Here is a 21,965-nt window from a genome sequence, read left to right on the forward strand (position 1 = left end):
ACAAAAATTAAAAACGAGGTAAATATAAAACCCTTTAGGCTTATTGTTCCTAAAAATACGTTAATTAGCTCAAGTACCAACTACCTATTTACTCGCTAAAATACACTTCATTAAATGGTGGTTTAGCATTTAATTTAATAGATTTGGCCGTATCGATTAGAACCGACCATATGAAAACAAAATTACATTTTCTTCTTTTAGTATTACCGTGTATTGCCATTGCCCAATTGAAATCTCCCTCAGAGTTTTTAGGCTACGAGTTGGGAACCCAATTTACCAGACATCATCAAGTAGTAGATTATTATGAGTATTTGGCCCAGGCAGAACCACAGCGCATGAACCTTATGGAATATGGCAAGACCAACGAACGCAGGTCTTTGTTGTTAGCAACAATCTCGAGTAAATCCAATATGGACAATCTGGAGCAAATTAGATTGGAACATTTAAAAGGTATGAAAGGCGAAGGAGCCCCAAACAAAGCTATCGTTTGGCTGAGCTATAATGTACATGGCAACGAAAGTGTTAGCACAGAGGCGTCAATGCAGACCATATACGACCTATTGACCGTAAAGAGTGACTATCTGGAGGATATTGTCGTTTTAATAGACCCATGCATTAATCCCGATGGAAGGGACCGGTATGTAAATTGGTACAATCAATATAAAAATTCACCCTTTCAAGTAGACCCCAATAGCAAGGAACACCATGAAGGATGGTGGAGTGGCCGCAGCAACCATTACATGTTCGATTTAAATAGAGACTGGGCCTGGTTAACACAGGTAGAAAGCCAACAACGTTTGGTACAGTTTAATAAATGGTTACCTCACGTTCATGTTGACTTTCACGAGCAAGGAGTTGACAACCCCTACTACTTTGCCCCTGCTGCAGAACCATTTCACGAAGTGGTTACCAATTTCCAAAGAGAGTTTCAACGTACAATAGGTAAAAACCACGCCAAATACTTTGATGAAAATGGATGGTTTTATTTTACCAAAGAGGTATTTGACCTTCTTTACCCCAGCTACGGCGATACCTACCCTACCTACAATGGTGGCGTAGGAATGACCTATGAACAAGGTGGTAGCGGTCAAGCAGGTTTAGGCATTGTAACCGCTATTGGCGATACGCTTACTTTGAGGGATAGGATTTTGCACCATCATACTACCGGACTTTCAACCGTAGAAGTGGCATCCAAAAATATTACCAGGCTAAACGATGAGTTTAAAAATTTCTATGCCGATAAAGGCTACACCTACAAAAGTTACATCCTAAACGGAAATCCAGATAAAATAGAGGCTCTTTCCAATTTATTGGACAAGCATGACATAAAATATAATGCAGGTGTAAATACCACGGTAAAAGGGTACAATTATAAGACTGCCAAAACAGGTTCCTTTAAAAGTTCTGGCAATAGTTTGGTCATACCATCTAACCAACCAAAAAGTACCTTGGTCAAAGTCTTGTTTGAGCCCATTGCAAAATTAAGCGATTCTGTCACCTATGACATTACCGCATGGTCCCTACCATACGCCTATGGTCTTGATGCCATTGCCAGCGAAACTACGGTCAACGGTGTAGGTGTTGTACAAGACAATACCGACTATAGTGCTATAGCACCCAATAGTTATGCATACTTAGCGGATTGGAACAGTATGAAAGATGCTAAATTCCTTGCAGAACTTCTACGCGAAAAAATACGGGTTCGTTTTGCACATAAACCATTTACCTTAGATGGCAACGCCTATGAACGCGGAACCCTCATCATTACCAAAAGTGACAATAAAAACGTAAAGGATTTCAACGTAATTCTTAAGAAAGCAGCGGTTACCCACAAGAAAAAAATAACCGCTACCAATACCGGCTTCGTAGAAAGCGGAAAGGATTTTGGCTCTAGCTATGTTGATGTAATTCAAAACCTGAACATTGCCGTCCTATCCGGTAACCCTACATCTACACTTAGGTTTGGTGAAATTTGGAATTTCTTTGAGCAGCAATTAAACTATCCTGTTTCCAATTTGGATGAATCTTATTTTCATAAGGTAGACCTTTCTAAATATGATATTCTTATTCTACCAGATGGTCGTGGTTATAATTCTTTCTTGAACAAACACATCAAACAAAAGATCAAGGACTGGGTTAAAGCAGGCGGAAAATTAATTGCCATGGCCGGTGCAATTGATGGACTTTCATCGGATAAGGATTATGCCATTAAGGAAAAAGAAACAAAAAAAGATTCTACCATTAACCTAGAATCATTTGAAGTCTCTGAACGTGAGCAGATCAAATCGGCTATTACCGGTGCCATCTTTAAAGCTACAGTAGACAATACAAATCCGCTGGCATATGGATATAGCGATACTTATTTTACCCTTAAATTGGGAGATCGGTCCTATAATTACCTTGAAAACGGTAGTGCCGTATACCTAAGCGAAGGTGCCAACGAACCCGTATCTGGCTTTGCCGGTAGCGAAGCTAAAAAGAAAATAGCGGAAACCTTGGTTTATGGCACGCAGCGAATGGGCAAGGGTCAGGTTATCTATATGATAGACAATCCTTTGTTCAGAGGTTTCTGGGAAAATGGCAAACTATTTTTTGCCAATGCGCTCTTTATGGTGCATTGATTACAAGAACCCGGGTCATTAAAGCTATAATTGTTTTATTTTATAGGCTTACACGACAGTTAAATTGTATAGTAAGCATGTTCTAAATAAGACATCAACGAAAGAATATCCATGAATTATTCCTTTTAATTCATGGATATTTTTTGACCTACCGTTATCTCTTTCCAACAAATTGCGGGTTTAAACGTTATTTTTAACGAAATCAATCCTAGAGGCATTAAAACCAAACCGCATGGAGGCCAACCAAGACCAAATTAACGAGTTACTTCAAAAATTGGAACTATTATTAAAGAAACAGCAAGACTTTAATATTCAGGTCAACGAAATACGACGGGATATCCAAATTCTTAAAAAGGAACAATTTGAAAAAGACAATAGTCCCTACGTAAGCAACATACCATTACCAAAGGAACAATTAAATGAAGAAACAATTTCCCCTAACCAGGTTCCGCCAATAAAAAAGACCAAAACAGTACCACAAGTAGCGGCAATTCAAACTTCGCAACAAATACAGCGCAAAAAAATTACTGAACCCCGCAAGACAAAATCTAATATTGAAAAGTTCATTGGGGAAAACCTAATCAATAAAATTGGAATTTTAATTACTATAATAGGGGTGGTCATAGGAGCTAAATATACCATTGAAAATAACCTTATAAGCCCTTTGACCAGAATTATTTTGGGTTACTTGCTTGGCCTGGCGTTATTAGGTTTTGGTTTTAAATTAAAAGCTAAATACTTGAACTACAGTGCGGTTTTAGTAAGTGGCGCATTGGCCATACTATACTTTATTACTTTTGCAGCCTATGATCTCTATGGATTATTCAATCAAATAACAGCATTTGTAATAATGTTGATATGTACGGTGTTTGGGGTGGTAGCATCCTTGAATTACAACAAACAGATAATAGCACATATTGGATTAGTGGGTGCATATGCCGTTCCTTTTCTTCTTAGCAAGAATTCTGGAAATGCAGCGGTTCTCTTTAATTATATGGCCATAATCAATACGGGTGTTTTGGCCATAGCCATTCAAAAATATTGGAAGGCATTGTATTATGTTTCTTTTGCCTTTACATGGCTTATATATAGCGGCTGGTCTATGTTTTCAAGAGAGTCTACCGAGTTCACCATGGCCATTGCTTTTTTAGCCATATTTTTCTTGATCTTCTATATTACTTTTTTAGCTTTTAAAATATTAAAATCGGAACAATTTAAGATATCGGATATAGTTATGATCATCTTGAACTCATTTTTATTTTACGGCCTTGGTATCTCTCTAATAAACGAACATGAAAACGGGGAATCCTTTTTAGGTCTTTTTACATTGACCAATGCTGTTGTTCATTTTATTGTCACTATATACATTTACAAAAGAAAATTAGTCGACCAAAACTTGTTCTATTTAACATCCGGTTTTGTGTTGACATTCATTACCATTGCCATACCGGTACAGTTAGATGGTAATTGGGTCACCCTACTTTGGGCGTCCGAAGCAGCCCTTCTTTTCTATATTGGAAGAACAAAAAAAATAGCCTTTTATGAACACCTATCCTATATCCTAATATTATTATGTCTGTTTAGCCTATTAATGGACTGGACAGAGACCTACCTAAATTATAGTTTCACTAATAGATATACCAATATAGAACCGTTCTTCAACAGTACAATGTTGACCTCCATTTTATGTATTCTAGCTTTGGGCTTCATAAACTTTATCTTACATAGATTTACGATCCAAAAAAAATCTATGGTCATGCAAATAATGACATTTGCCTTACCGGCAATGCTTCTTGCTACTTTTTATTTTTCCTTTTACCTAGAAATTGCACACTACTGGGACAACGCCTTTGAAGCTTCCCGTCTTAAATTGAGTACTGAGGACGGTTCGGAATTTCCAAAATATAATTATAACCTTACAGATTTAGGTAGTCTTTGGAAGCTTCTTTATACCGTTATGTTTGCTGGTATTCTAAATTTATTGGCATCCTATACGTTTAAAAATAGAATTTTCAGTATTGCAAGTCTATGTTTTGCTTTGTTGGTTATAATCGCTTTCTTGACCAATGGCCTTTATAGGTTAAGTGAATTAAGACAAAATTTTATTTCCAGGGATATAGAAACCACGTATTATATTGGGACCTATAACATTTACTTACGATATATTGCCATTGGATTCTTTGCTTTTTTAAGCTATACTACCTACACCTTGATCAAACAATCGCATGTAAAGATTAATTTTAAAATACCTTTTGAACTTATCATGCACTTGTCCATAATTTGGATTGCCAGTAGTGAATTATTGAATTGGCTGGATTTATCCAATATTGAACAATCCTACAAATTAGGTTTAAGTATTTTATGGGGACTATATGCTTTGTTACTCATTGCACTGGGAATCTGGAAAAAGAAAAAACACCTTCGTATTGGGGCCATTATTCTATTTTCCTTTACGCTGATCAAGTTATTCTTTTATGATATTTCATCATTGAACACCATTTCCAGAACTATAGTTTTTGTTTCCTTAGGGGTGTTGCTTTTGATTATTTCATTTTTATATAATAAATACAAACATATCATAGCTGATGAAACCAAGAACTAATGTTTACGTTTTCCTTTTTTTCCTTGTCTCTTCATTTTGCCTTGCGCAAATGAATACGTATTCCAAAAAAGTAGCACTGAACGGAGTATCTGATCAATGGCATAAAATTATCCTTTCAAATGAATGTTTTCAAACGGTAAAGCCTGACCTCTCAGATATACGCATTTATGGCATCACGCAGAACGACACTATTGAAGTTCCGTATTTTTTAAGTCTTTCCAAAGAAATTAGGTCTAACACAACCATACCCTTCAACCTTCTGAACATTGTGGATGACCGGAAAGGATATTATTTTACCTATGAGCTAGACGCATTGGAAACCATTAATGAGATACAGCTGAATTTTGCCAATATAAATTTCAACTGGACGGTCAGCTTAGAAGGCAGTCAAGACCAACAGGAATGGTTCAACATTTTAAGAGATTACAGAATTCTATCCATAGTAAACGAACAAACCGATTACTCCTATACCAATCTAAAATTTAAAAATTCAAAATTTCCCTACTATAGAATAACTATAAACACCTCTGAAAAACCCATATTAAAATCTGCCACAATATTAAAACGAGCCGTACAAGATCCGGAATACCACACGTACCCTGAAAACAAGTTAGAAATCCAAGAAGAAAATAAGAATACTATAATACATGTTGACTTAAAAAAGAAATATGCCGTAAGCCTTTTAAAACTAGCAATTGACAATTCTGTAGATTATTATAGACCACTTACCATTCAATACCTAGTGGACAGTACCAAGACGGATAAAGGTTTTCATTACAACTACAGGACATTGGCAAAGAGAACACTATCTTCCATGGAGGCTAATATCATTAATATTCCCAGCACCCTTACCCAAAAATTTAGACTGATCATTGCAAACAATGATAACCAACCCCTTGAAATTAAAGAGGTCGTAACTAAAGGTTATATTCATACACTTACGGCCAGATTTACAAAACCAGCATCATATTACCTTGTTTACGGAAAATCACCAGACCGCTATCCCATTTATGATATAACGAACATAAAAAACAATATACCCCAAAACATTTCAGTACTTACCTTAGGTAATGAACAGCAAATTGCAAAAAAGGGACAAATTGTTTCAGGACCACTTTTTAAAAATAAAGTTTGGCTTTGGGCGATTATAACTATCATTATAATGGCCTTAGGATTCTTTACGGTGCAAATGATGCGCAAAAAAATATAGATTTATTAGCCCATTAGATTAAATGTGCATCTTACAAGTGCACTATTTATCTATTATTGCTCAAAACTACTGATTGCCCCGTGCATGATGATGGTGCAGGTTATGGCATTTAGATAAGGGTAAGCTTAAAATATCATATATTTATCGCACTATAAATAAATAACACATAACCATATTTTGAAAATGAAAAAATCTATCCTAAGAATTACGTTGGTTGCAGTCTTATGTATTACTTGTAACCAAGCTTTTTCACAAACTACGAATATTAGCGTCATTGATAGTGCCGCTACCATTGAACCTAAACTAAAATTTGGCTGTGGTTTTGGCCTTAATTTTTTAGGAGGAACCAATATAACCCTATCACCTAATTTACGCTACGCAATAAGCGATAAGTTTAATTTAGGTGCCGGTATTCAAGGTAGTTATACATCTATAAAGGATGTTCAAAAAACAACCACATTTGGCGCCAATATAATTACGGAATACATACCAACCCGAAAGTTCACCACTTTATTGGAATTTGCGCAATTAAAAGTGAACAACACTAGAGAAACCCCTACGGGTGAGGTAAAAGATGACTTTTGGGAATCTGCGCTATTTGTAGGTGCAGGGTTTAATATCAATAATAAAATTACCGTAGGCGCTAAATACAATGTACTGTATGATGACGATGAGAGTGTTTATACCAGTCCTATCATACCTTTTGTCAATATTTCTTTTTAAAAAATTATCATTAAAAAACCCTAATGGCCGTTTTAGCTACCATTAGGGTTTTACATTATCCGTGAGTTTTATAGTTATTATACCGGTTCTCCGTACAGGTCAAAATCTGCCGCTTCTGTAATTTTTACATTTACAAATTCCCCTTGTTTTACATAATGCTTGGCAGCATCTATCAACACTTCATTGTCCACATCCGGTGAATCAAATTCTGTTCTACCTATAAAGTAATTACCTTCTTTACGATCAATGATGCAACGAAAGGTCTCCCCTACTTTTTTCTGGTTAAGCTCCCATGAAATTTGGGACTGTATTTCCATTATGCTATTGGCCCGGTCTTGCTTAACTTCTTCCGGCACATCATCTACTAACGTATATGCATGTGTATTTTCTTCATGACTATAGGTAAAGCAACCTAAGCGTTCAAAACGCATAGCCTTTACCCAATCCTTTAAAATCTCAAAATCTTCCTGGGTTTCTCCTGGGTAACCAACAATCAAGGTTGTTCTTATGGTCATTTCCGGTACTGCCGCCCTAAAGTCCTGTAACAGCCGCGTAGTCTTCTCTTGTGTTGTTCCACGGCGCATACTTTTAAGAATACGGTCAGAGATATGCTGCAAAGGTATATCCAAATAATTACACACTTTTGATTCACGGTTCATGACCTCTAAAACGTCCATTGGAAAACCTGAAGGAAATGCGTAATGCAATCTTATCCATTCTATGCCCTCTACCTTGACCAAGGCTTCCAACAAGGTCCCCAAATTACGCTTCTTGTAAAGGTCAAGGCCATAATATGTAAGGTCCTGAGCTATAAGAATCAATTCTTTTACCCCTTTGGCAGATAATTTTTCCGCTTCTGTAACCAATTCCTCAATTGGTTTACTTTTATGCTTACCCCGCATTAACGGTATTGCACAAAATGAACAAGGCCTATCACAACCTTCGGCAATTTTTAAATAGGCATAGTTTTTAGGGGTAGTTGTCAACCGCTCGCCTATAAGTTCATGTTTATAATCGGCCCCTAATGCCTTCAATAGTCCTGGTAGCTCACTCGTACCAAAATACTCGTCTACATTGGGTATCTCTTTTTGCAGGTCCGGTTTATAACGTTCGCTCAAACAGCCGGTAACAAATACCTTGTCCACTACACCTTCTTCTTTCTTTTGAACATACTCTAAAATTGTATTAACACTCTCTTCTTTTGCATTGGCTATAAAACCACAAGTGTTGATTACAACTATATTTCCTTCCTCTTCATGAACCACTTGTTTATTATTGGCCTTCAATTGGCCCATAAGCACTTCAGAGTCGTAAACATTTTTTGAGCAACCTAAGGTTACCACATTGATTTTGTTCTTCTTAAGGGTTTTTGTCCTCATAATTTTAATTGGGGTGCAAAAATACGATATGGGTCTTTAAAAACGTTAGATATGGACAAATTTACCAGTAATCTTAACGGGTTACTTGATAATTAGTGTACTAACTTAAAAATGATCATGAAATTTCCCCACTTTTGCTACCTAGTTACTTTAGTATCAGTCCTTTTTTCCTGCTCAAAGGAATCCAATACAGAAACCGATAAAACCATTGACCCTCCTATTGTTATCGATTTAGTACCAACAAGTGCATATTTCCCTCCAATTAGTCGCACTAATCAATGGGAAACCGTTTCGTTCAATGCATTAGGGTGGAATGAGGAGAATGTACCTACATTACTAAACTTTTTGGAAGAAAATGATACCGATGCTTTCATAATCCTAAAGAATGGTCGTATTGTCTTGGAGGAATATTTTGGTGATTTTACTATGGACGATAACCATGCCTGGAACTCTGCTGGCAAAAATTTAACCGCAATGCTTACCGGCATAGCCCAAGAAGAAGAATACTTAAACATAACCGATGCTTCTTCCATTTATTTGGGAGAAGGATGGACTAGCCTTACCCCAGAGCAGGAACAAAATATCAGTATTAAAAACCAGCTGACCATGACCACTGGTCTGGACTATACCGTAGACAATAATTTTTGTACAGATCCAGAATGTCTACAATATCTCAAAGAACCAAATTCCAATTGGTATTACCATAATGCTCCGTATACTTTATTGGACGATGTAATTGCAAATGCCGTTAATACTGATTTTAACACGTACTTTTCTGAAAAAATAAAAGAACCCATTGGTATGCAAGGTACCTTTATAAAGATAGGTTATAACAATGTATTTTTTAGTACCGCAAGAAGCATGGCCCGCTTTGGAATATTAAACTTGCAAGAAGGAAATTGGGACGGCACCACTATCTTGAACGATATGGACTATTTTAATGCAATGACCAATACCTCACAAGACCTTAATCTAGCGTATGGATATTTGTATTGGCTTAATGGCAAGGAAAGTTTTAAACTGCCCAATTCTGAAGATACGTTTACGGGAAATTTAATTCCTAACGCCCCAACAGACCTATACGCCGCCTTGGGAAAAAATGACCAGAAATTGTATATGGTACCCAGCATGGATTTGGTAGTCGTTAGAATGGGAGGTGCCAGTGATGAAGAACTTTTAGGACCTTCTAGTTTCGATAACGAAATATGGGGGTATATAATGGATATTATACAACAACCAACTCCTTAACCATCAGCTAGTATTTTACCGATATCATGAAATACCTTCTCTATTAGAAGACTACATTGCGTATTTTTGCAAAAAAAATTGATGGATTTTAAAACTTTGGCCGAAGAGCGTTACACTACCAAGATTTTTGATGCTAGTAAAAAAATACCTGAAACCCAGATAGAAGAATTAAAACATATTCTTAAGCTTAGCCCTTCATCGATAAATAGCCAACCTTGGTTATTTTCATTTATATCCAATGAGGAAATCAAAAATTCGTTAGCTGAAGCATCTTTCTTCAATGCCCCAAAAATTAAAAATGCAAGCCATCTAGTTGTTTTTAGCGTAATGGATAATCTTGAACGTTTTGAAAAACACGTTGAGGACAATCTTGCTGAAGGTTCAATAAATTATTATAAGCAGTTTATCAAGGAACAACCAGCGGACACTACCATTACCTGGCTTACCCACCAAGTTTACCTTTCCCTTGGCTTCTTTTTGGCCGCCTGTGCCGCAATGAAAATAGATTCTACCCCAATGGAAGGTATAGAGCCTTTGAAATACAAAAAAGTTTTAAAATTGAAAGACCATAAAGTTCTTTTTGCGGTTGCGATCGGTTATAGAGATAATGCAGATAAAAATCAGCCAAGTATTAATGGCAAATCAAGATTAACGGTAGACAAGGTAGTGGAATCCATTAAATAATCGATAAGGACAATCAACATATACCTAATCTTCGCGCTCTAAGGTAAACAAGGTAATTTCTGGACGTACATTAAAACGCACCTGCAACAAACAACCTAAGGCCCTATTGATGTAGAGTGATCTACCATCTTCCAAATCTATGACACCTGCCGTATAATTTCTATTCTCGACCGGTAGCATAGGTGGTGGCAGGAATGGAGGCTTTACCTGTCCCCCATGTGTATGACCAGATAATATCCAACCTTTATAATTGTTCCATACAGGCAAATCGCAAACATCCGGATTATGACATAAAACAATAGTAGACGCACCTTCTTTAAATTGTTTCATAGCCTTTTCGGGATAAAAATTTATACCCCACATATCATCTATACCTATTATTTGCAATCCGCTCATTTGAACAGCTTCATTACGCAATACCGTAACACCGGCATTGATCAATTGTCCCGTAATCTCAGAGGCAACCCGCTCTTCCTCATAATTTATCCCATAATCATGATTTCCCAAAACTGCTACCGTACCCATACTGCCCGTGACCGCATGTGCCAACACATCTTTTAACTGTATAAATTGGCTGTCGTCCTCATAGCTAACATAATCTCCGGTATACACAACAAAGTCTGGTTTTAAGCTTTGGGCCTCCTTAAAGGAATCTATAATATATTGGTAATCAAAACTGTTGCCAATATGGATATCACTAATTTGCATTAAGGTCTTACCGATCAAATGTCCGGGTAAATTTTTAACGGGCATCTTTATACGAACAAATTCCAACCAAAAGGGTTCTAACTGCCAACTGTACATTCCTGCCAATATCCCTAAGCCAGCACCCCATTTAAAGGTTTCCTTTAAAAACTTTCGTCTCTCCATCCTATCCTTATAGGTTTTACTCCCCGTAACCCTTAGGCATTAAGCGTACTTTAAAATTATTTTCAAAAGCTTTTCCCATTCTAAGTAAATGTGCTTCAGAAAACTGTTTCCCAATAAACGTAAGGCTAATTGGCTCCCCTGTAGGTTTATATCCCATAGGTACTGTCAGTGCTGGATACTTTGCTACGGCAGCATAGCCGGCATGGTAATTATTAATGGACAATATTGCATCCAAATTATGGCTATCCATTGCGGTATCAAAAAACAAACGACCATTCTTTTCCAAATTGGCCTTTATTTCCAGTAATTTTTCATTTGAGGTAGTATCGGCAATAATACCCTCAAAAAGTGATTGGCCGTATGGTATCCTTACGTTCGAATCCAAATTATTAAAATGGATAACATCTTCTACGGAACCTACCTTTACCTTTTCTGGTCTACTATGATTTTTTAAATATTTGGGTAAATCGTTCCTCATATCAATATTAAGGATACTAAGGAAACCATCCATTTTGACATCCGGCGGGGTAAATTCCACAATTTGTGCACCTGCTCGTTTTAAATTCTCTATAGTAGTTCTATACATACTATCAGTCTTTATAAGTTCTGCAAACGCACCAAGCCTCATTTCTCCTAAATTTTCAGGATGAAGTCCCGCTGATAATATACCCGGAAAATCTTTTTCTACCGATGCGGAATCTTGTGCATCATGGCCCAGCATAGCAGACAATAATATTGCATTGTCCACAACATTTTTTGTCATGGGTCCAGGTGTATCCAACGTACTTGAAATAGGTACAATACCAGTGCGACTAAGCAAACCAATGGTTGGCTTTAAACCTACAATAGAGTTTTGACTGCTAGGAGAAAGTATTGACCCTGATGTCTCCGTACCTACTGCCGCAACTGCATAATTTGCCGCAATTGATGTTCCACTCCCAGAACTTGAACCTCCGGTTTCAAAAATTCTTCTGCCATAGGGGTTTAAGGTTTGACCACCATAGGCACTATAGCCAACCGGACAACCTGAGCACAAAAAATATGCCCATTCACTCAAATTGACCTTTCCCAAAATCAAAGCCCCGTTCTTCTTTAAATTGGAAACGATAAATGCATCGCCTACCTCGTTATCCATTAAGGCTATGGAACCTGCCGTTGTTTTCATACCGGCAGTATTAATATTATCCTTTAGTAATATTGGCATACCATATATTGGATGCTTAATTTTGGGCGACCTACCCATTTTCCTATCCTCATCCAATTCCCGTGCCTGATCTACTATTTGAGCATTTAAAGCTATTACCGTGTTTAATGTGGTTGTATTGTTCAATTCATATTTATAAATACGGTGCAAAAAGAACAAGACCAATTCTTCATAAGTAAGTGCTTCTTTTTCTATATGGTCTCTTATCGTAAATATGTTCTGTTCCAAAATCATTGGAGCCAAAGCATGGTATCTTTCTTCACTTAGTTTGGTCACTTCACTATACAAAGGCACGAACACTTCATTCTTATCCAAAATTTTAGATTGTATCAGCTTATACTGCATACGCTCAATTTCATGATCTGCATGTGCCGCAACCTCAACAGAATCATTATATGGCGACCATAACACAATTTCTTCTTTCATAGAATTTTGCTTCTCCTTACATGCGCTTAACAAAACGATCGTTATTATCCCCAAAATTTTTTTCATAATATTAAATCGTTGATTATTTTTTAGACTCCCAATCCTTAATATTGGCCTTGTTTAACCGTACAAACTCATCTTTATTTAATTGTTGCGCCAATTCCATAGATGCCTCTGCATAGGATATTGCCTCTTGGTACTGTTCCATATCCGCCAAAATCAATGATTTTACACGATAATAAAAATAGGTGCCACCACCTAACGCAATAGCATTGTCCACATATTCCAAGGCCAACTCAGGTTCCAAACCTTGCTCTTGGTAATACCTGGCAATTTCATAATAGGTTTGTGCATTGGGCAATTCTTTTAAGGCCAAATCTATCTGGTCCTGCATATGCCTTTTGGTATCAACAACTATAGGTATAACTAGTTTAGTATTCCCCCAATGCCAGGTCATCTGTAAACCGTTATGATCAATAGCATCAAATGCTATTTGGAAACTCTCTTGAAAGTCCTTAGTTTTTTTAGGTACTATGGACAACCTTAACACATCTTCTTTTTCATTATATGCATTTCTACCATCTCCCCAATGGTTTATATTCTTATGAAAGACAATTTGCCATTCATCTGTTTCGGGAAAAGCATATAGGGCATATGTACCTTTTTCAAGTTTGGTATTATTGATGTACACTGCTTTATTGAACGTTATTTTTGTAGAGGCATTTGCTCCAACCCGCCAAATACGACCAAATGGTACCAAGCCAGACTCGCCATTGGGTGCAATCCCAAATAAATGTCGACCGCGTGCCGCTGGTCTTGAATATTCAACTTTAATTTCGGTAAAGCCCACTTCTTGAACTAGTGTAGAAAAAGGGCTTATTTTAGGATGGTTTATTTGTGCCTTACAAAGGCTAACCGTAGTGAGCAACAATACAAACCAGGTGAATTTCAATGGCTATAGTTTAAAGAAAGAATCTACAAATTCATATTTATTAAATACCTGTAAATCCTCAATACCTTCTCCAACCCCAATAAATTTTACAGGAATCTTGAACTGATCGGATATACCTATGACCACCCCTCCTTTGGCTGTACCATCCAATTTTGTAATGGCCAAAGCGGTAACTTCGGTAGCTTTTGTAAATTGTTTGGCTTGTTCAAAGGCATTTTGACCGGTTGAACCATCTAACACCAAAAGTACCTCATGTGGAGTATTTTCCACAACCTTTTGCATTACACGTTTTACCTTGGTCAACTCGTTCATTAAATTGACTTTGTTGTGCAAACGGCCAGCGGTGTCTATAATGACCACATCCGCATCTTGGGTTACGGCGGAACTTAAGGTATCAAAAGCAACGGAAGCGGGGTCACTGCCCATTTGCTGCTTGACTATGGGTACATCTACACGATCCGCCCAAACCTGTAACTGGTCTATGGCAGCTGCCCTGAACGTATCAGCAGCACCTAAGACCACCTTTAATCCTTGTTTTTTATATTGATAAGCCAATTTACCAATTGTAGTGGTCTTACCTACACCATTGACACCAACAACCATAATAACATATGGTTTCTTTCCTTCAGGAACACTTAGACCTACATTTTCATTCTGATCGGTCTCCGATAATAGTCCGGCAATTTCCTCACGTAGAATACCATTAAGTTCTTCAGTACCCACATATTTATCACGGGCAACCCTTGCCTCTATTCTTGTAATTATTTTTAAGGTGGTATCTACCCCCACATCCGAGGTCACCAACACTTCTTCAAGATTATCCAGAACATCATCATCTACTTTGGACTTTCCGGCAACCGCTTTCCCCAATTTAGAGAAAAAATTGGTCTTTGTTTTCTCCAAACCTTTATCCAAGGTCTCTTTCTTCTGTGTAGAAAATATCTTTTTAAATAAGCTCATCGTTTCAACTATAGTTATTCAAATATAAAAATTAAAAAGCCCCTTTCGCAGGAAAGAGGCTTACAATAACTACAAAAAGTTATTAATCTTATTTCTTGGCAATCCAAGCATCCACCAATTCTGGTGCCATTACTTGCTCAACAAAAACATAAGCACCGGATTTTGGTGACTTAACCATTTTTATTGCTTTTGTCAATCTTTTAGAACTTGTCTGTAAACTTGCTACGGTTTTCTTAGCCATGACTTATATTTTTATGGTCTTCGTAAAAACGAAAATCTATTTAATTTCTTTATGAACGGTCATTCTCTTAAGAATAGGATTGAATTTTTTAATTTCCAATCTCTCAGGAGTGTTCTTCTTATTTTTTGTGGTAATATATCTAGAAGTTCCAGGTTGTCCAGATTCCTTGTGCTCAGTGCACTCTAATATTACTTGTATTCTATTGCCTTTCTTTGCCATCGTACGCTATATTTTCCAGATTATTTTATAACTAATCCTTTTGCTTTTGCCTCTTTTAACACAGCAGAAATGCCTTTTTTATTGATACTTTTTAAAGCTCTTGTTGAAACTTTAAGCGTAATCCAACGGTCTTCCTCAGGAATGTAAAAACGCTTCTTTGAAAGATTTACATCAAATCTTCTTCTGGTCTTATTGATTGAAAACGATACGTTGTTCCCAAACATCGCCTTCTTCCCGTAATTTCACATACTTTTGACATCGTGCTGACTTTTTCTTTTAAACAGGGTGCAAATTTATATCATTTTTATCGTACAGACAACATAATACTTCACATTTTTAAAATTTCTTTTTGAAGCAGCTCAAATGCCTTATTTACAGACTTTTCCACAATACGTTCGCGGTTGCTCCCCATCTTAAATTCTTGTACCAATTGTATTTTTTCTCCTTCTATGGCGATAAACACGGTTCCTACCTCCGCATCGGAGTCTCCTTTTGAAGGTCCGGCATTCCCGGTTGTAGCAATTGCAAAGTCGGTTTTCATCAACTTTCTTACCCCCTTTGCCATAGCACCGGCTACTTGCGCACTTACCACGGAATGGGCATCTACTAGCTCTTGCGGCACACTCAAAACATTTACCTTGGTTTCCGTAGCATAACTTACCACACTACCCTTAAAGTACTTGGATGCCCCCGGTATGGATGTTAAGGTACTGGCAATTTTCCCACCGGTAAAACTTTCCGCAGTTGAAAGGGTCAATCCCTTCTTGGTCAATAATCTTGCTATTAGTTCCTCCAGTGATTCATCATCCTCAAGGCCCAACATGATATCATGGATCATAGGATACAACTTTTCGCATACCGCATCTACGCTCTCCATGAGCGGGGAATACTCAGGGCCCTTTGCCGATATCCTTAAGCGCACCTTGCCCAAATTAGGCAAATAGGCCAATTTTATATGTGATGGAAGCGCGTCTTCCCAAGCTTCTATCCTATTGGCAATTGCACTTTCCCCCAGACCATATGTTGTTATAGTCCTATGGATGATATACGGTCTTTTATATAATGCCGAAAGTTTGGGTATTACCCGCTCCTTCATTAAATGTTTCATTTCAAAAGGCACACCGGGCATTGAAACAAAGGTAACCCCGTTTTGATACATCCACATGCCTGGCGCAGTGCCATTGTCATTATGTAGCACTTCTGCCTTACTTGGCACCAAAGCTTGTTTACGGTTGATATCCGATATAGGTGTGGAATTGATATACTTGGCAAAAAGTTCTTCTACATGGGCCAATACGGCAGGATCCTCTACCAAGTGATCATTAAAATATTCACAGAAGGTATGCTTGGTTACATCATCCTTTGTAGGTCCCAGCCCCCCCGTAACCAAAACAACGTCTACCCGTTTGGCGGCATCAGCAAAGGCATTTAAAATATGGGTACGGTCATCTTGAACCGAGGTTATTTGAAATACCGATATCCCAATTTTGTTTAACTCTTGGGCGATAAAAGTTGAATTCGTATCAATAATTTGACCAATGAGAATCTCATCGCCAATGGTAATTATTTCTGCAAGCATTATAAGTCAAAATCTTTTTTAAGCTCGGCAATTACCTGTGTTATATCGGTCTTAAGTAGGGGAAATCTTTTTTCTATCTCGTCCATATTGCCCACTTCTTTGCCCAAGGTCTCCATCTCCAACGCAATTGCACGGGTCTGTTCCATTCCCAATAAATCTACATTGGGCTTTATTTTATGTGCCAATTGGTATACCTGACCATGATCCTTAGCCACTAACGCTTTCTCCAGCAAATCCATATCTTCTGGCACTTCCTCTAAAAAAACGGAGATTACAGAATTTATAAAATCCTGATCTCCCTCTGCCATCTCATTTATCTTATCCAGGCTATAAATCATTATTTAATTTTTACGGTAAAAAGTTCCTTGTTCTCCAAGCTCCCCGAAAGATAGTCATTTGTACTTATTTTGCCAACACCCGCAGGCGTACCCGTAAAAATTACATCTCCTTTTTTGAGCATAAAAAAAGTAGATACATAAGCTATCAGTTCATCTATCTTCCAAAGCATTAATCTTGTGTTTCCTTCCTGTACCACTTGATCATTTTTTAACAGCTTAAAATTTAAGTCGTTAAGGTCTTTAAATTGATTTTTATTCAACCACTCACCTATAACCGCTGCACCATCAAACCCTTTGGCCTTTTCCCACGGCAGTCCTTTTTCTTTCAATTTTGCCTGTAGGTCCCTAGCGGTAAAATCTATTCCTAAACCAATTTCATCATAGTACATGGGTGCAAATTCCTTGGCTATATGCTTACCTACCTTCTTTATTTTTACCAGAATCTCAACTTCATAATGAATATCATTGGAAAATTCCGGAATGTAAAAATCCTGTTGCTTGGGCAATACAGAAGAGTCTGGCTTTATAAACACAACAGGCTCCGTTGGTCTTTCATTATTAAGCTCTTGAATATGGGCAGCATAATTTCTACCTATACATATTATCTTCATCCTTATTTCTTTTTGGACATTTTTAAACTGATGGCCGGAATTAAGTTTTCATTGTTCCCCGGTGCCTTAATCATAAAATCCGACCATTCTCCCATACCGTATACCATAGTCTTGAAATTTTGATTTTTTTGATATACAGCGGCAAATGTTGGAGCAAAACGATCTTCTACTATTTTTTCCTTGGATAACGGATGTTCATAGGAGTTCATATACCAATTAAAAGGCAAGAACAACCATTCCAATCCTACATAAATTCCTTCATCAGGAATCCTAATGCCCAAACCGGAAAGATCAATAGATACAAAATCTTCCTCAACGGAGGTTTCCAAAATTATACTCTTACGAATTAGGTCATGATCCGGCTTTCTTGTTTCCTTGTTCACATCATAGACCCTAAGCCTAAATTTGGATGAACTTCTTTTAAAACGGCTGTTCTGCTGCATGAACACCGTAATTTTTTCAAGATATTTTTTAGATGCGCCAATGTTAGGAAAATACAATGCCAGCACCCAAGGGGTTTCTGCTGAGGAAAACCCACTTTTTATACTATAGGAGCCTATAGGATTCAATACCTGGGAGTCTCCCAAATCCTTGGACACCACCACTTCCTCCAGTTCAAAGGTATCTTCCTTAAGCCTTATCTTCTTCTGTTCCCTTAAACGTTTAACCGAAAGGATGGTGTCCTTATAGCCCAACGCGGAGATATGTACCTCACGTTCCAAAAATGATTGGGGCACATCTACATAAAAATATCCATCATCATTGCTTGACGTACCCTTTAAAGTCTTTAGGAAACTTATATTGGCGTAGGGTATTGCCTGCTCATTCTTTTCATCAAGGATGTACCCATCAATTAATATCTCCTGTGCCTGACAGAGCTCAACAACTAACAAGAACAATACTAAAATCCTCATTATTACCCTAGTTTATTATTAAGTTTGCTCAACTTAATCTGTGTCAGTATTTTTTTAGTATACAAAGGAAAGTCCGCATTGAGCATCCAACCAAAATAACCAGGTTCGTTTTCAAGTACATCATGTACTTTTTTTCCCTTATGCTTACCAAAAGCAAAAATTTCTTCCCCTTCCTCATCCATGGCAATAAAACCAGCAAAATCCACTGATTGTTTTCTTCGTGAAAATTCAGAAAGTTTCTTTACGTTGTTCTCCAAATCCGGATACCTATCCAGTTGTGACAACAATACCTCATAAGTTGCATTAGTATCTGCCTCTGCACTGTGGGCATTGGATAAATCCTTTCCACAATAGAATTTGTACGCTGCCTCCAATGTACGTTTTTCCATTTTATGAAAAATAGTCTGTACATCAATAGATACCGTATTTTTCATATCAAAATCAATACCTGCACGTAACATTTCCTCTGCCAATAACGGAATATCAAACCGGTCAGAATTAAATCCACCCAGATCAGCATCCTTTATCATTCTATAGATTTCTTTGGATAATTGTTTAAAAGTAGGCTCATTGGCCACTTTTTCATTGGTAATGCCATGCACATCTACCACTTCTTGCGGAATGACCATTTCTGGATTTACCAGCCAGGTCTTACTTTCCTTATTGCCGTTTGGATACACCTTAAGGATAGAAATTTCAACAATACGATCTTTTGCCACATTGACCCCTGTGGTTTCCAAATCAAAAAAACAGATAGGCCTGGTCAGCTTTAACTCCATATTAAATACACTTTTTACAAAGATACCTTTCGTTATGCAAATGCTCTAATACAGGCCAATTAAAATTTAACATAGCCATACACCGTTTTATAAAAGATAAGGAACATACATATTGAGCAAAGAACAAAAGCCATCCTAAAAAAGGCCAGAACTCATATAGTCCACTTTTTTTTAGCGACTATACGGATAACCTGTAGCCAATAAAAACAAAAGTGGCATTTGTTAAAACACATGCCACTTATATGCTAATTGTTATGTTAGTTTAAATTTCACGATTTACATCCCAGGCCTCTAAATAATCCGCTACGGCCTTTGCAAACATACTACCCAATGCGCCATTGACCACTCTATGATCATAGCTATGGGAGAGATACATTTTACTACGTATTCCTATGAAATCTCCTTCCTCCGTTTCAATAACAGATGGTATTTTACGTATTGCCCCCAAAGCAAGAATACCCACTTGTGGCTGATTTATAATTGGCGTACCAAAGACACTACCAAATGTACCTACATTGGTTACGGTATATGTTCCGCCCTGAACTTCATCAGGCTTTAAGGCATTGTTTCTTGAGCGCTCTGCCAAATCATTGACAACTTTAGCCATACCTACCAGATTCAACTGATCTGCATTCTTTATGACCGGCACAATTAGATTACCGTCTGGCAATGCGGCGGCCATACCTATATTAATATTCTTCTTTTTAATTACGGTATCCCCATCAACAGAAATATTCATCATGGGATATTTTTTTAACGCTTTGGCCACTGCTTCAAGAAAAATTGGGGTAAACGTTAATTTTTCTCCTTCCCTTTTCAGGAATGCATCTTTCATCTTTAAACGCCAATTCACGATATTGGTAACATCTACCTCTATAAAACTTTGCACATGGGCCGATGTAGATATGCTTTCCGCCATATGTTTGGCAATCAATTTTCCCATTCTGGACATAGGAATAACCTCATCGCCGCCCGCAACTGATGTTTTGGATGTATTGGAAACAGTATTTTTAGATGTATCACTACCAGTTATCGAACCGTTCTGGGAAATATTTTCCAGCACAGGTTCCTTTTTAATGACCTGTCTATGTTGCTCAGCTTTTGCCTTACCATTCTTGACATAAGCTAAAATATCATCCTTGGTAACCCTGCCATCTTTTCCTGTGCCGTCAATAGCTTCTAACTCCTCAAACGAAACACCTTCTTCCTTGGCAATATTTTTTACCAATGGTGAATAAAAACGTTCCGTATCGCGTATGACCAACTCTGGTGATACTGCCGCCTTGGCCTTTTCAAAGGTTTCGACTGTCGCCGTCACCATTTCTTCCTCTATTGGTTCTAAATGTTGCGGTTCTACCTGCCCCACTTCTTCAGGCGCATCCTCTACACCCTCAACTTCTATTATAGCTACGGTCTGCCCTACTTTAACTACATCATCTACTTTAAAACACTTCTCCACCAACACACCGTCAACCTCACTGGGCACCTCACTATCAACCTTATCCGTAGCAATTTCAAAAATAGCCTCATCCATTTCTATAGTATCCCCTACCTCTTTCAACCATGCCGTTAATGTTGCCTCTGCAACACTTTCCCCCATTCGTGGTAGTTTCAATTCAAATTTTGACATATCGATAATTTATAGCTTGTATTAGATATATTTTTTGCAAAAATAACAAAAATAACGCCTTTATGATGACATTACTATTGTTTTAAAGTTCTAATCTTGTCTTAAGGAACCTTCAAAAGGAACGCGATTAAGGATACTTCTACCCAGGGTCACCTCATCTGCATACTCCAATTCATCACCCACTGCTATACCTCTAGCTATTGTGGATGTCTTAACGTTAATACCTTCCAATTGTCTAAATATGTAGAAATTAGTAGTATCGCCCTCCATCGTAGAACTCAACGCAAAAATCAACTCCTTTATTACCCCCTCTTTAACCTTCTCCAACAAAGAGCCAATTTTAAGGTCCTGGGGGCCCACGCCTTCCATTGGAGATATCTTACCGCCCAAAACATGGTATTTTCCCCTGAACTGGCCCGTATTTTCTATTGCCATTACATCCCTTATATCCTCTACAACACAAACCAGTGAATTATCTCTTTTGGGATTTGCACAGATTTCACACAAAACCGTATCCGCAATATTGTGGCAATTTTCGCAAAATTGAATTTTGCCCCTAAGGTCCACCAAAGACGTAGCAAGATCATCCGTACGTCTTTCTGGTTGCTTTAACAAATGTAATACCAATCGTAAAGCCGTCCGCTTGCCAATACCTGGCAATTGCGATACTTCATACACAGCATTCTCTAATAATTTCGATGAAAAATCCATAGGCTAATATGGGCATAAATTTACGACTTAAGTTGAAAAATATGCTGCCCCGTTAACACAAAAT

Annotated in this window: 20 protein-coding genes and 1 pseudogene; 6 read left to right on the forward strand and 15 right to left on the reverse strand. The window is 37.6% G+C overall.

Annotated elements, in window-relative coordinates:
- The first annotated feature begins 170 nt into the window (after window positions 1–170).
- From Q2T41_RS03815 to Q2T41_RS03830, 4 genes are all read left to right on the forward strand, one after another.
- Window positions 171–2,621: a M14 family metallopeptidase gene (locus Q2T41_RS03815; protein WP_304435016.1), complete on the forward strand. Its 2,451-nt coding sequence runs from the start codon at window positions 171–173 to the stop codon at window positions 2,619–2,621.
- A gap of 232 nt (window positions 2,622–2,853) precedes the next feature.
- The gene (locus Q2T41_RS03820; protein WP_304435017.1) at window positions 2,854–5,223 is read left to right on the forward strand and encodes a DUF2339 domain-containing protein; all 2,370 of its coding nucleotides are present in this window, start codon (window positions 2,854–2,856) and stop codon (window positions 5,221–5,223) included.
- 49 nt (window positions 5,224–5,272) lie between these two features.
- Window positions 5,273–6,433 carry a DUF3999 family protein gene (locus tag Q2T41_RS03825; RefSeq protein WP_304435018.1) on the forward strand — a complete coding sequence of 387 codons (1,161 nt, stop codon included), beginning with the start codon at window positions 5,273–5,275 and terminating at the stop codon, window positions 6,431–6,433.
- A gap of 183 nt (window positions 6,434–6,616) precedes the next feature.
- Window positions 6,617–7,156: a hypothetical protein gene (locus tag Q2T41_RS03830; RefSeq protein ID WP_304435019.1), complete on the forward strand. Its 540-nt coding sequence runs from the start codon at window positions 6,617–6,619 to the stop codon at window positions 7,154–7,156.
- 77 nt (window positions 7,157–7,233) lie between these two features.
- Here Q2T41_RS03830 and rimO read toward each other — a convergent pair whose 3' ends face one another.
- Window positions 7,234–8,535: a 30S ribosomal protein S12 methylthiotransferase RimO gene (gene rimO / locus Q2T41_RS03835; RefSeq protein WP_304435020.1), complete on the reverse strand. Its 1,302-nt coding sequence runs from the start codon at window positions 8,533–8,535 to the stop codon at window positions 7,234–7,236.
- Window positions 8,536–8,652: 117 nt separating this feature from the next.
- Here rimO and Q2T41_RS03840 point away from each other — a divergent pair, with 117 nt between their 5' ends.
- Both Q2T41_RS03840 and Q2T41_RS03845 read left to right on the forward strand, forming a co-directional pair.
- Complete coding sequence (locus tag Q2T41_RS03840; RefSeq protein WP_304435021.1) at window positions 8,653–9,783, forward strand: serine hydrolase domain-containing protein; 1,131 nt, start codon at window positions 8,653–8,655, stop codon at window positions 9,781–9,783.
- Between the two features lie 81 nt (window positions 9,784–9,864).
- Window positions 9,865–10,467 carry a nitroreductase family protein gene (locus Q2T41_RS03845; RefSeq protein ID WP_304435022.1) on the forward strand — a complete coding sequence of 201 codons (603 nt, stop codon included), beginning with the start codon at window positions 9,865–9,867 and terminating at the stop codon, window positions 10,465–10,467.
- Window positions 10,468–10,491: 24 nt separating this feature from the next.
- Here Q2T41_RS03845 and Q2T41_RS03850 read toward each other — a convergent pair whose 3' ends face one another.
- From Q2T41_RS03850 to recR, 14 genes and pseudogenes are all read right to left on the reverse strand, one after another.
- Window positions 10,492–11,337, reverse strand: a complete 846-nt coding sequence (locus Q2T41_RS03850; RefSeq protein WP_304435023.1) for a metallophosphoesterase — start codon at window positions 11,335–11,337, stop codon at window positions 10,492–10,494.
- Between the two features lie 16 nt (window positions 11,338–11,353).
- Window positions 11,354–13,033, reverse strand: coding sequence for an amidase family protein (locus Q2T41_RS03855; protein ID WP_304435024.1), 1,680 nt, complete (start codon window positions 13,031–13,033; stop codon window positions 11,354–11,356).
- A gap of 16 nt (window positions 13,034–13,049) precedes the next feature.
- Window positions 13,050–13,919, reverse strand: coding sequence for a DUF2911 domain-containing protein (locus Q2T41_RS03860; protein ID WP_304435025.1), 870 nt, complete (start codon window positions 13,917–13,919; stop codon window positions 13,050–13,052).
- Window positions 13,920–13,922: 3 nt separating this feature from the next.
- Window positions 13,923–14,879 carry a signal recognition particle-docking protein FtsY gene (gene ftsY, locus Q2T41_RS03865; RefSeq protein WP_304435026.1) on the reverse strand — a complete coding sequence of 319 codons (957 nt, stop codon included), beginning with the start codon at window positions 14,877–14,879 and terminating at the stop codon, window positions 13,923–13,925.
- A gap of 88 nt (window positions 14,880–14,967) precedes the next feature.
- Window positions 14,968–15,120, reverse strand: a complete 153-nt coding sequence (locus tag Q2T41_RS03870) for a DUF4295 domain-containing protein (protein ID WP_089262813.1) — start codon at window positions 15,118–15,120, stop codon at window positions 14,968–14,970.
- Between the two features lie 36 nt (window positions 15,121–15,156).
- The gene (gene rpmG / locus Q2T41_RS03875; protein WP_058105695.1) at window positions 15,157–15,339 is read right to left on the reverse strand and encodes a 50S ribosomal protein L33; all 183 of its coding nucleotides are present in this window, start codon (window positions 15,337–15,339) and stop codon (window positions 15,157–15,159) included.
- 20 nt (window positions 15,340–15,359) lie between these two features.
- A pseudogene (gene rpmB, locus Q2T41_RS03880) lies at window positions 15,360–15,598 on the reverse strand (50S ribosomal protein L28).
- 69 nt (window positions 15,599–15,667) lie between these two features.
- Window positions 15,668–16,918, reverse strand: a complete 1,251-nt coding sequence (locus tag Q2T41_RS03885) for a competence/damage-inducible protein A (protein ID WP_304435027.1) — start codon at window positions 16,916–16,918, stop codon at window positions 15,668–15,670.
- Window positions 16,918–17,256, reverse strand: coding sequence for an Hpt domain-containing protein (locus tag Q2T41_RS03890; RefSeq protein WP_304435028.1), 339 nt, complete (start codon window positions 17,254–17,256; stop codon window positions 16,918–16,920). The genes Q2T41_RS03885 and Q2T41_RS03890 overlap by 1 nt, the downstream gene beginning before the upstream one ends.
- The gene (locus Q2T41_RS03895; RefSeq protein WP_304435029.1) at window positions 17,256–17,867 is read right to left on the reverse strand and encodes a fumarylacetoacetate hydrolase family protein; all 612 of its coding nucleotides are present in this window, start codon (window positions 17,865–17,867) and stop codon (window positions 17,256–17,258) included. The genes Q2T41_RS03890 and Q2T41_RS03895 overlap by 1 nt, the downstream gene beginning before the upstream one ends.
- A 2-nt stretch (window positions 17,868–17,869) precedes the next feature.
- On the reverse strand, window positions 17,870–18,781 hold the full coding sequence (locus Q2T41_RS03900) for a carboxypeptidase-like regulatory domain-containing protein (protein ID WP_304435030.1): 912 nt from the start codon (window positions 18,779–18,781) through the stop codon (window positions 17,870–17,872).
- 2 nt (window positions 18,782–18,783) lie between these two features.
- The gene (locus Q2T41_RS03905; RefSeq protein ID WP_089262803.1) at window positions 18,784–19,560 is read right to left on the reverse strand and encodes a 3'-5' exonuclease; all 777 of its coding nucleotides are present in this window, start codon (window positions 19,558–19,560) and stop codon (window positions 18,784–18,786) included.
- Between the two features lie 262 nt (window positions 19,561–19,822).
- Window positions 19,823–21,190, reverse strand: a complete 1,368-nt coding sequence (locus Q2T41_RS03910) for a dihydrolipoamide acetyltransferase family protein (RefSeq protein WP_304435031.1) — start codon at window positions 21,188–21,190, stop codon at window positions 19,823–19,825.
- Window positions 21,191–21,280: 90 nt separating this feature from the next.
- Window positions 21,281–21,901: a recombination mediator RecR gene (gene recR / locus Q2T41_RS03915; protein ID WP_304435032.1), complete on the reverse strand. Its 621-nt coding sequence runs from the start codon at window positions 21,899–21,901 to the stop codon at window positions 21,281–21,283.
- Window positions 21,902–21,965 lie beyond the last annotated feature (64 nt).

Source organism: Maribacter confluentis (assembly GCF_030505015.1).
Taxonomy (GTDB): domain Bacteria; phylum Bacteroidota; class Bacteroidia; order Flavobacteriales; family Flavobacteriaceae; genus Maribacter; species Maribacter sedimenticola.

Bases quoted from the DNA above. Each gene is read 5' to 3' on its own strand.
- Q2T41_RS03820 (WP_304435017.1), top strand. From the start codon at position 2,854: ATGGAGGCCAACCAAGACCAAATTAACGAGTTACTTCAAAAATTGGAA.
- Q2T41_RS03815 (WP_304435016.1), top strand. From the start codon at position 171: ATGAAAACAAAATTACATTTTCTTCTTTTAGTATTACCGTGTATTGCC.
- rimO (WP_304435020.1), bottom strand. From the start codon at position 8,535: ATGAGGACAAAAACCCTTAAGAAGAACAAAATCAATGTGGTAACCTTA.
- Q2T41_RS03895 (WP_304435029.1), bottom strand. From the start codon at position 17,867: ATGAAGATAATATGTATAGGTAGAAATTATGCTGCCCATATTCAAGAG.
- Q2T41_RS03825 (WP_304435018.1), top strand. From the start codon at position 5,273: ATGAATACGTATTCCAAAAAAGTAGCACTGAACGGAGTATCTGATCAA.
- ftsY (WP_304435026.1), bottom strand. From the start codon at position 14,879: ATGAGCTTATTTAAAAAGATATTTTCTACACAGAAGAAAGAGACCTTG.
- Q2T41_RS03850 (WP_304435023.1), bottom strand. From the start codon at position 11,337: ATGGAGAGACGAAAGTTTTTAAAGGAAACCTTTAAATGGGGTGCTGGC.
- Q2T41_RS03830 (WP_304435019.1), top strand. From the start codon at position 6,617: ATGAAAAAATCTATCCTAAGAATTACGTTGGTTGCAGTCTTATGTATT.
- Q2T41_RS03855 (WP_304435024.1), bottom strand. From the start codon at position 13,033: ATGAAAAAAATTTTGGGGATAATAACGATCGTTTTGTTAAGCGCATGT.
- Q2T41_RS03910 (WP_304435031.1), bottom strand. From the start codon at position 21,190: ATGTCAAAATTTGAATTGAAACTACCACGAATGGGGGAAAGTGTTGCA.
- Q2T41_RS03885 (WP_304435027.1), bottom strand. From the start codon at position 16,918: ATGCTTGCAGAAATAATTACCATTGGCGATGAGATTCTCATTGGTCAA.
- Q2T41_RS03845 (WP_304435022.1), top strand. From the start codon at position 9,865: ATGGATTTTAAAACTTTGGCCGAAGAGCGTTACACTACCAAGATTTTT.
- Q2T41_RS03905 (WP_089262803.1), bottom strand. From the start codon at position 19,560: ATGGAGTTAAAGCTGACCAGGCCTATCTGTTTTTTTGATTTGGAAACC.
- recR (WP_304435032.1), bottom strand. From the start codon at position 21,901: ATGGATTTTTCATCGAAATTATTAGAGAATGCTGTGTATGAAGTATCG.
- Q2T41_RS03900 (WP_304435030.1), bottom strand. From the start codon at position 18,781: ATGAGGATTTTAGTATTGTTCTTGTTAGTTGTTGAGCTCTGTCAGGCA.
- rpmG (WP_058105695.1), bottom strand. From the start codon at position 15,339: ATGGCAAAGAAAGGCAATAGAATACAAGTAATATTAGAGTGCACTGAG.
- Q2T41_RS03840 (WP_304435021.1), top strand. From the start codon at position 8,653: ATGAAATTTCCCCACTTTTGCTACCTAGTTACTTTAGTATCAGTCCTT.
- Q2T41_RS03890 (WP_304435028.1), bottom strand. From the start codon at position 17,256: ATGATTTATAGCCTGGATAAGATAAATGAGATGGCAGAGGGAGATCAG.
- Q2T41_RS03870 (WP_089262813.1), bottom strand. From the start codon at position 15,120: ATGGCTAAGAAAACCGTAGCAAGTTTACAGACAAGTTCTAAAAGATTG.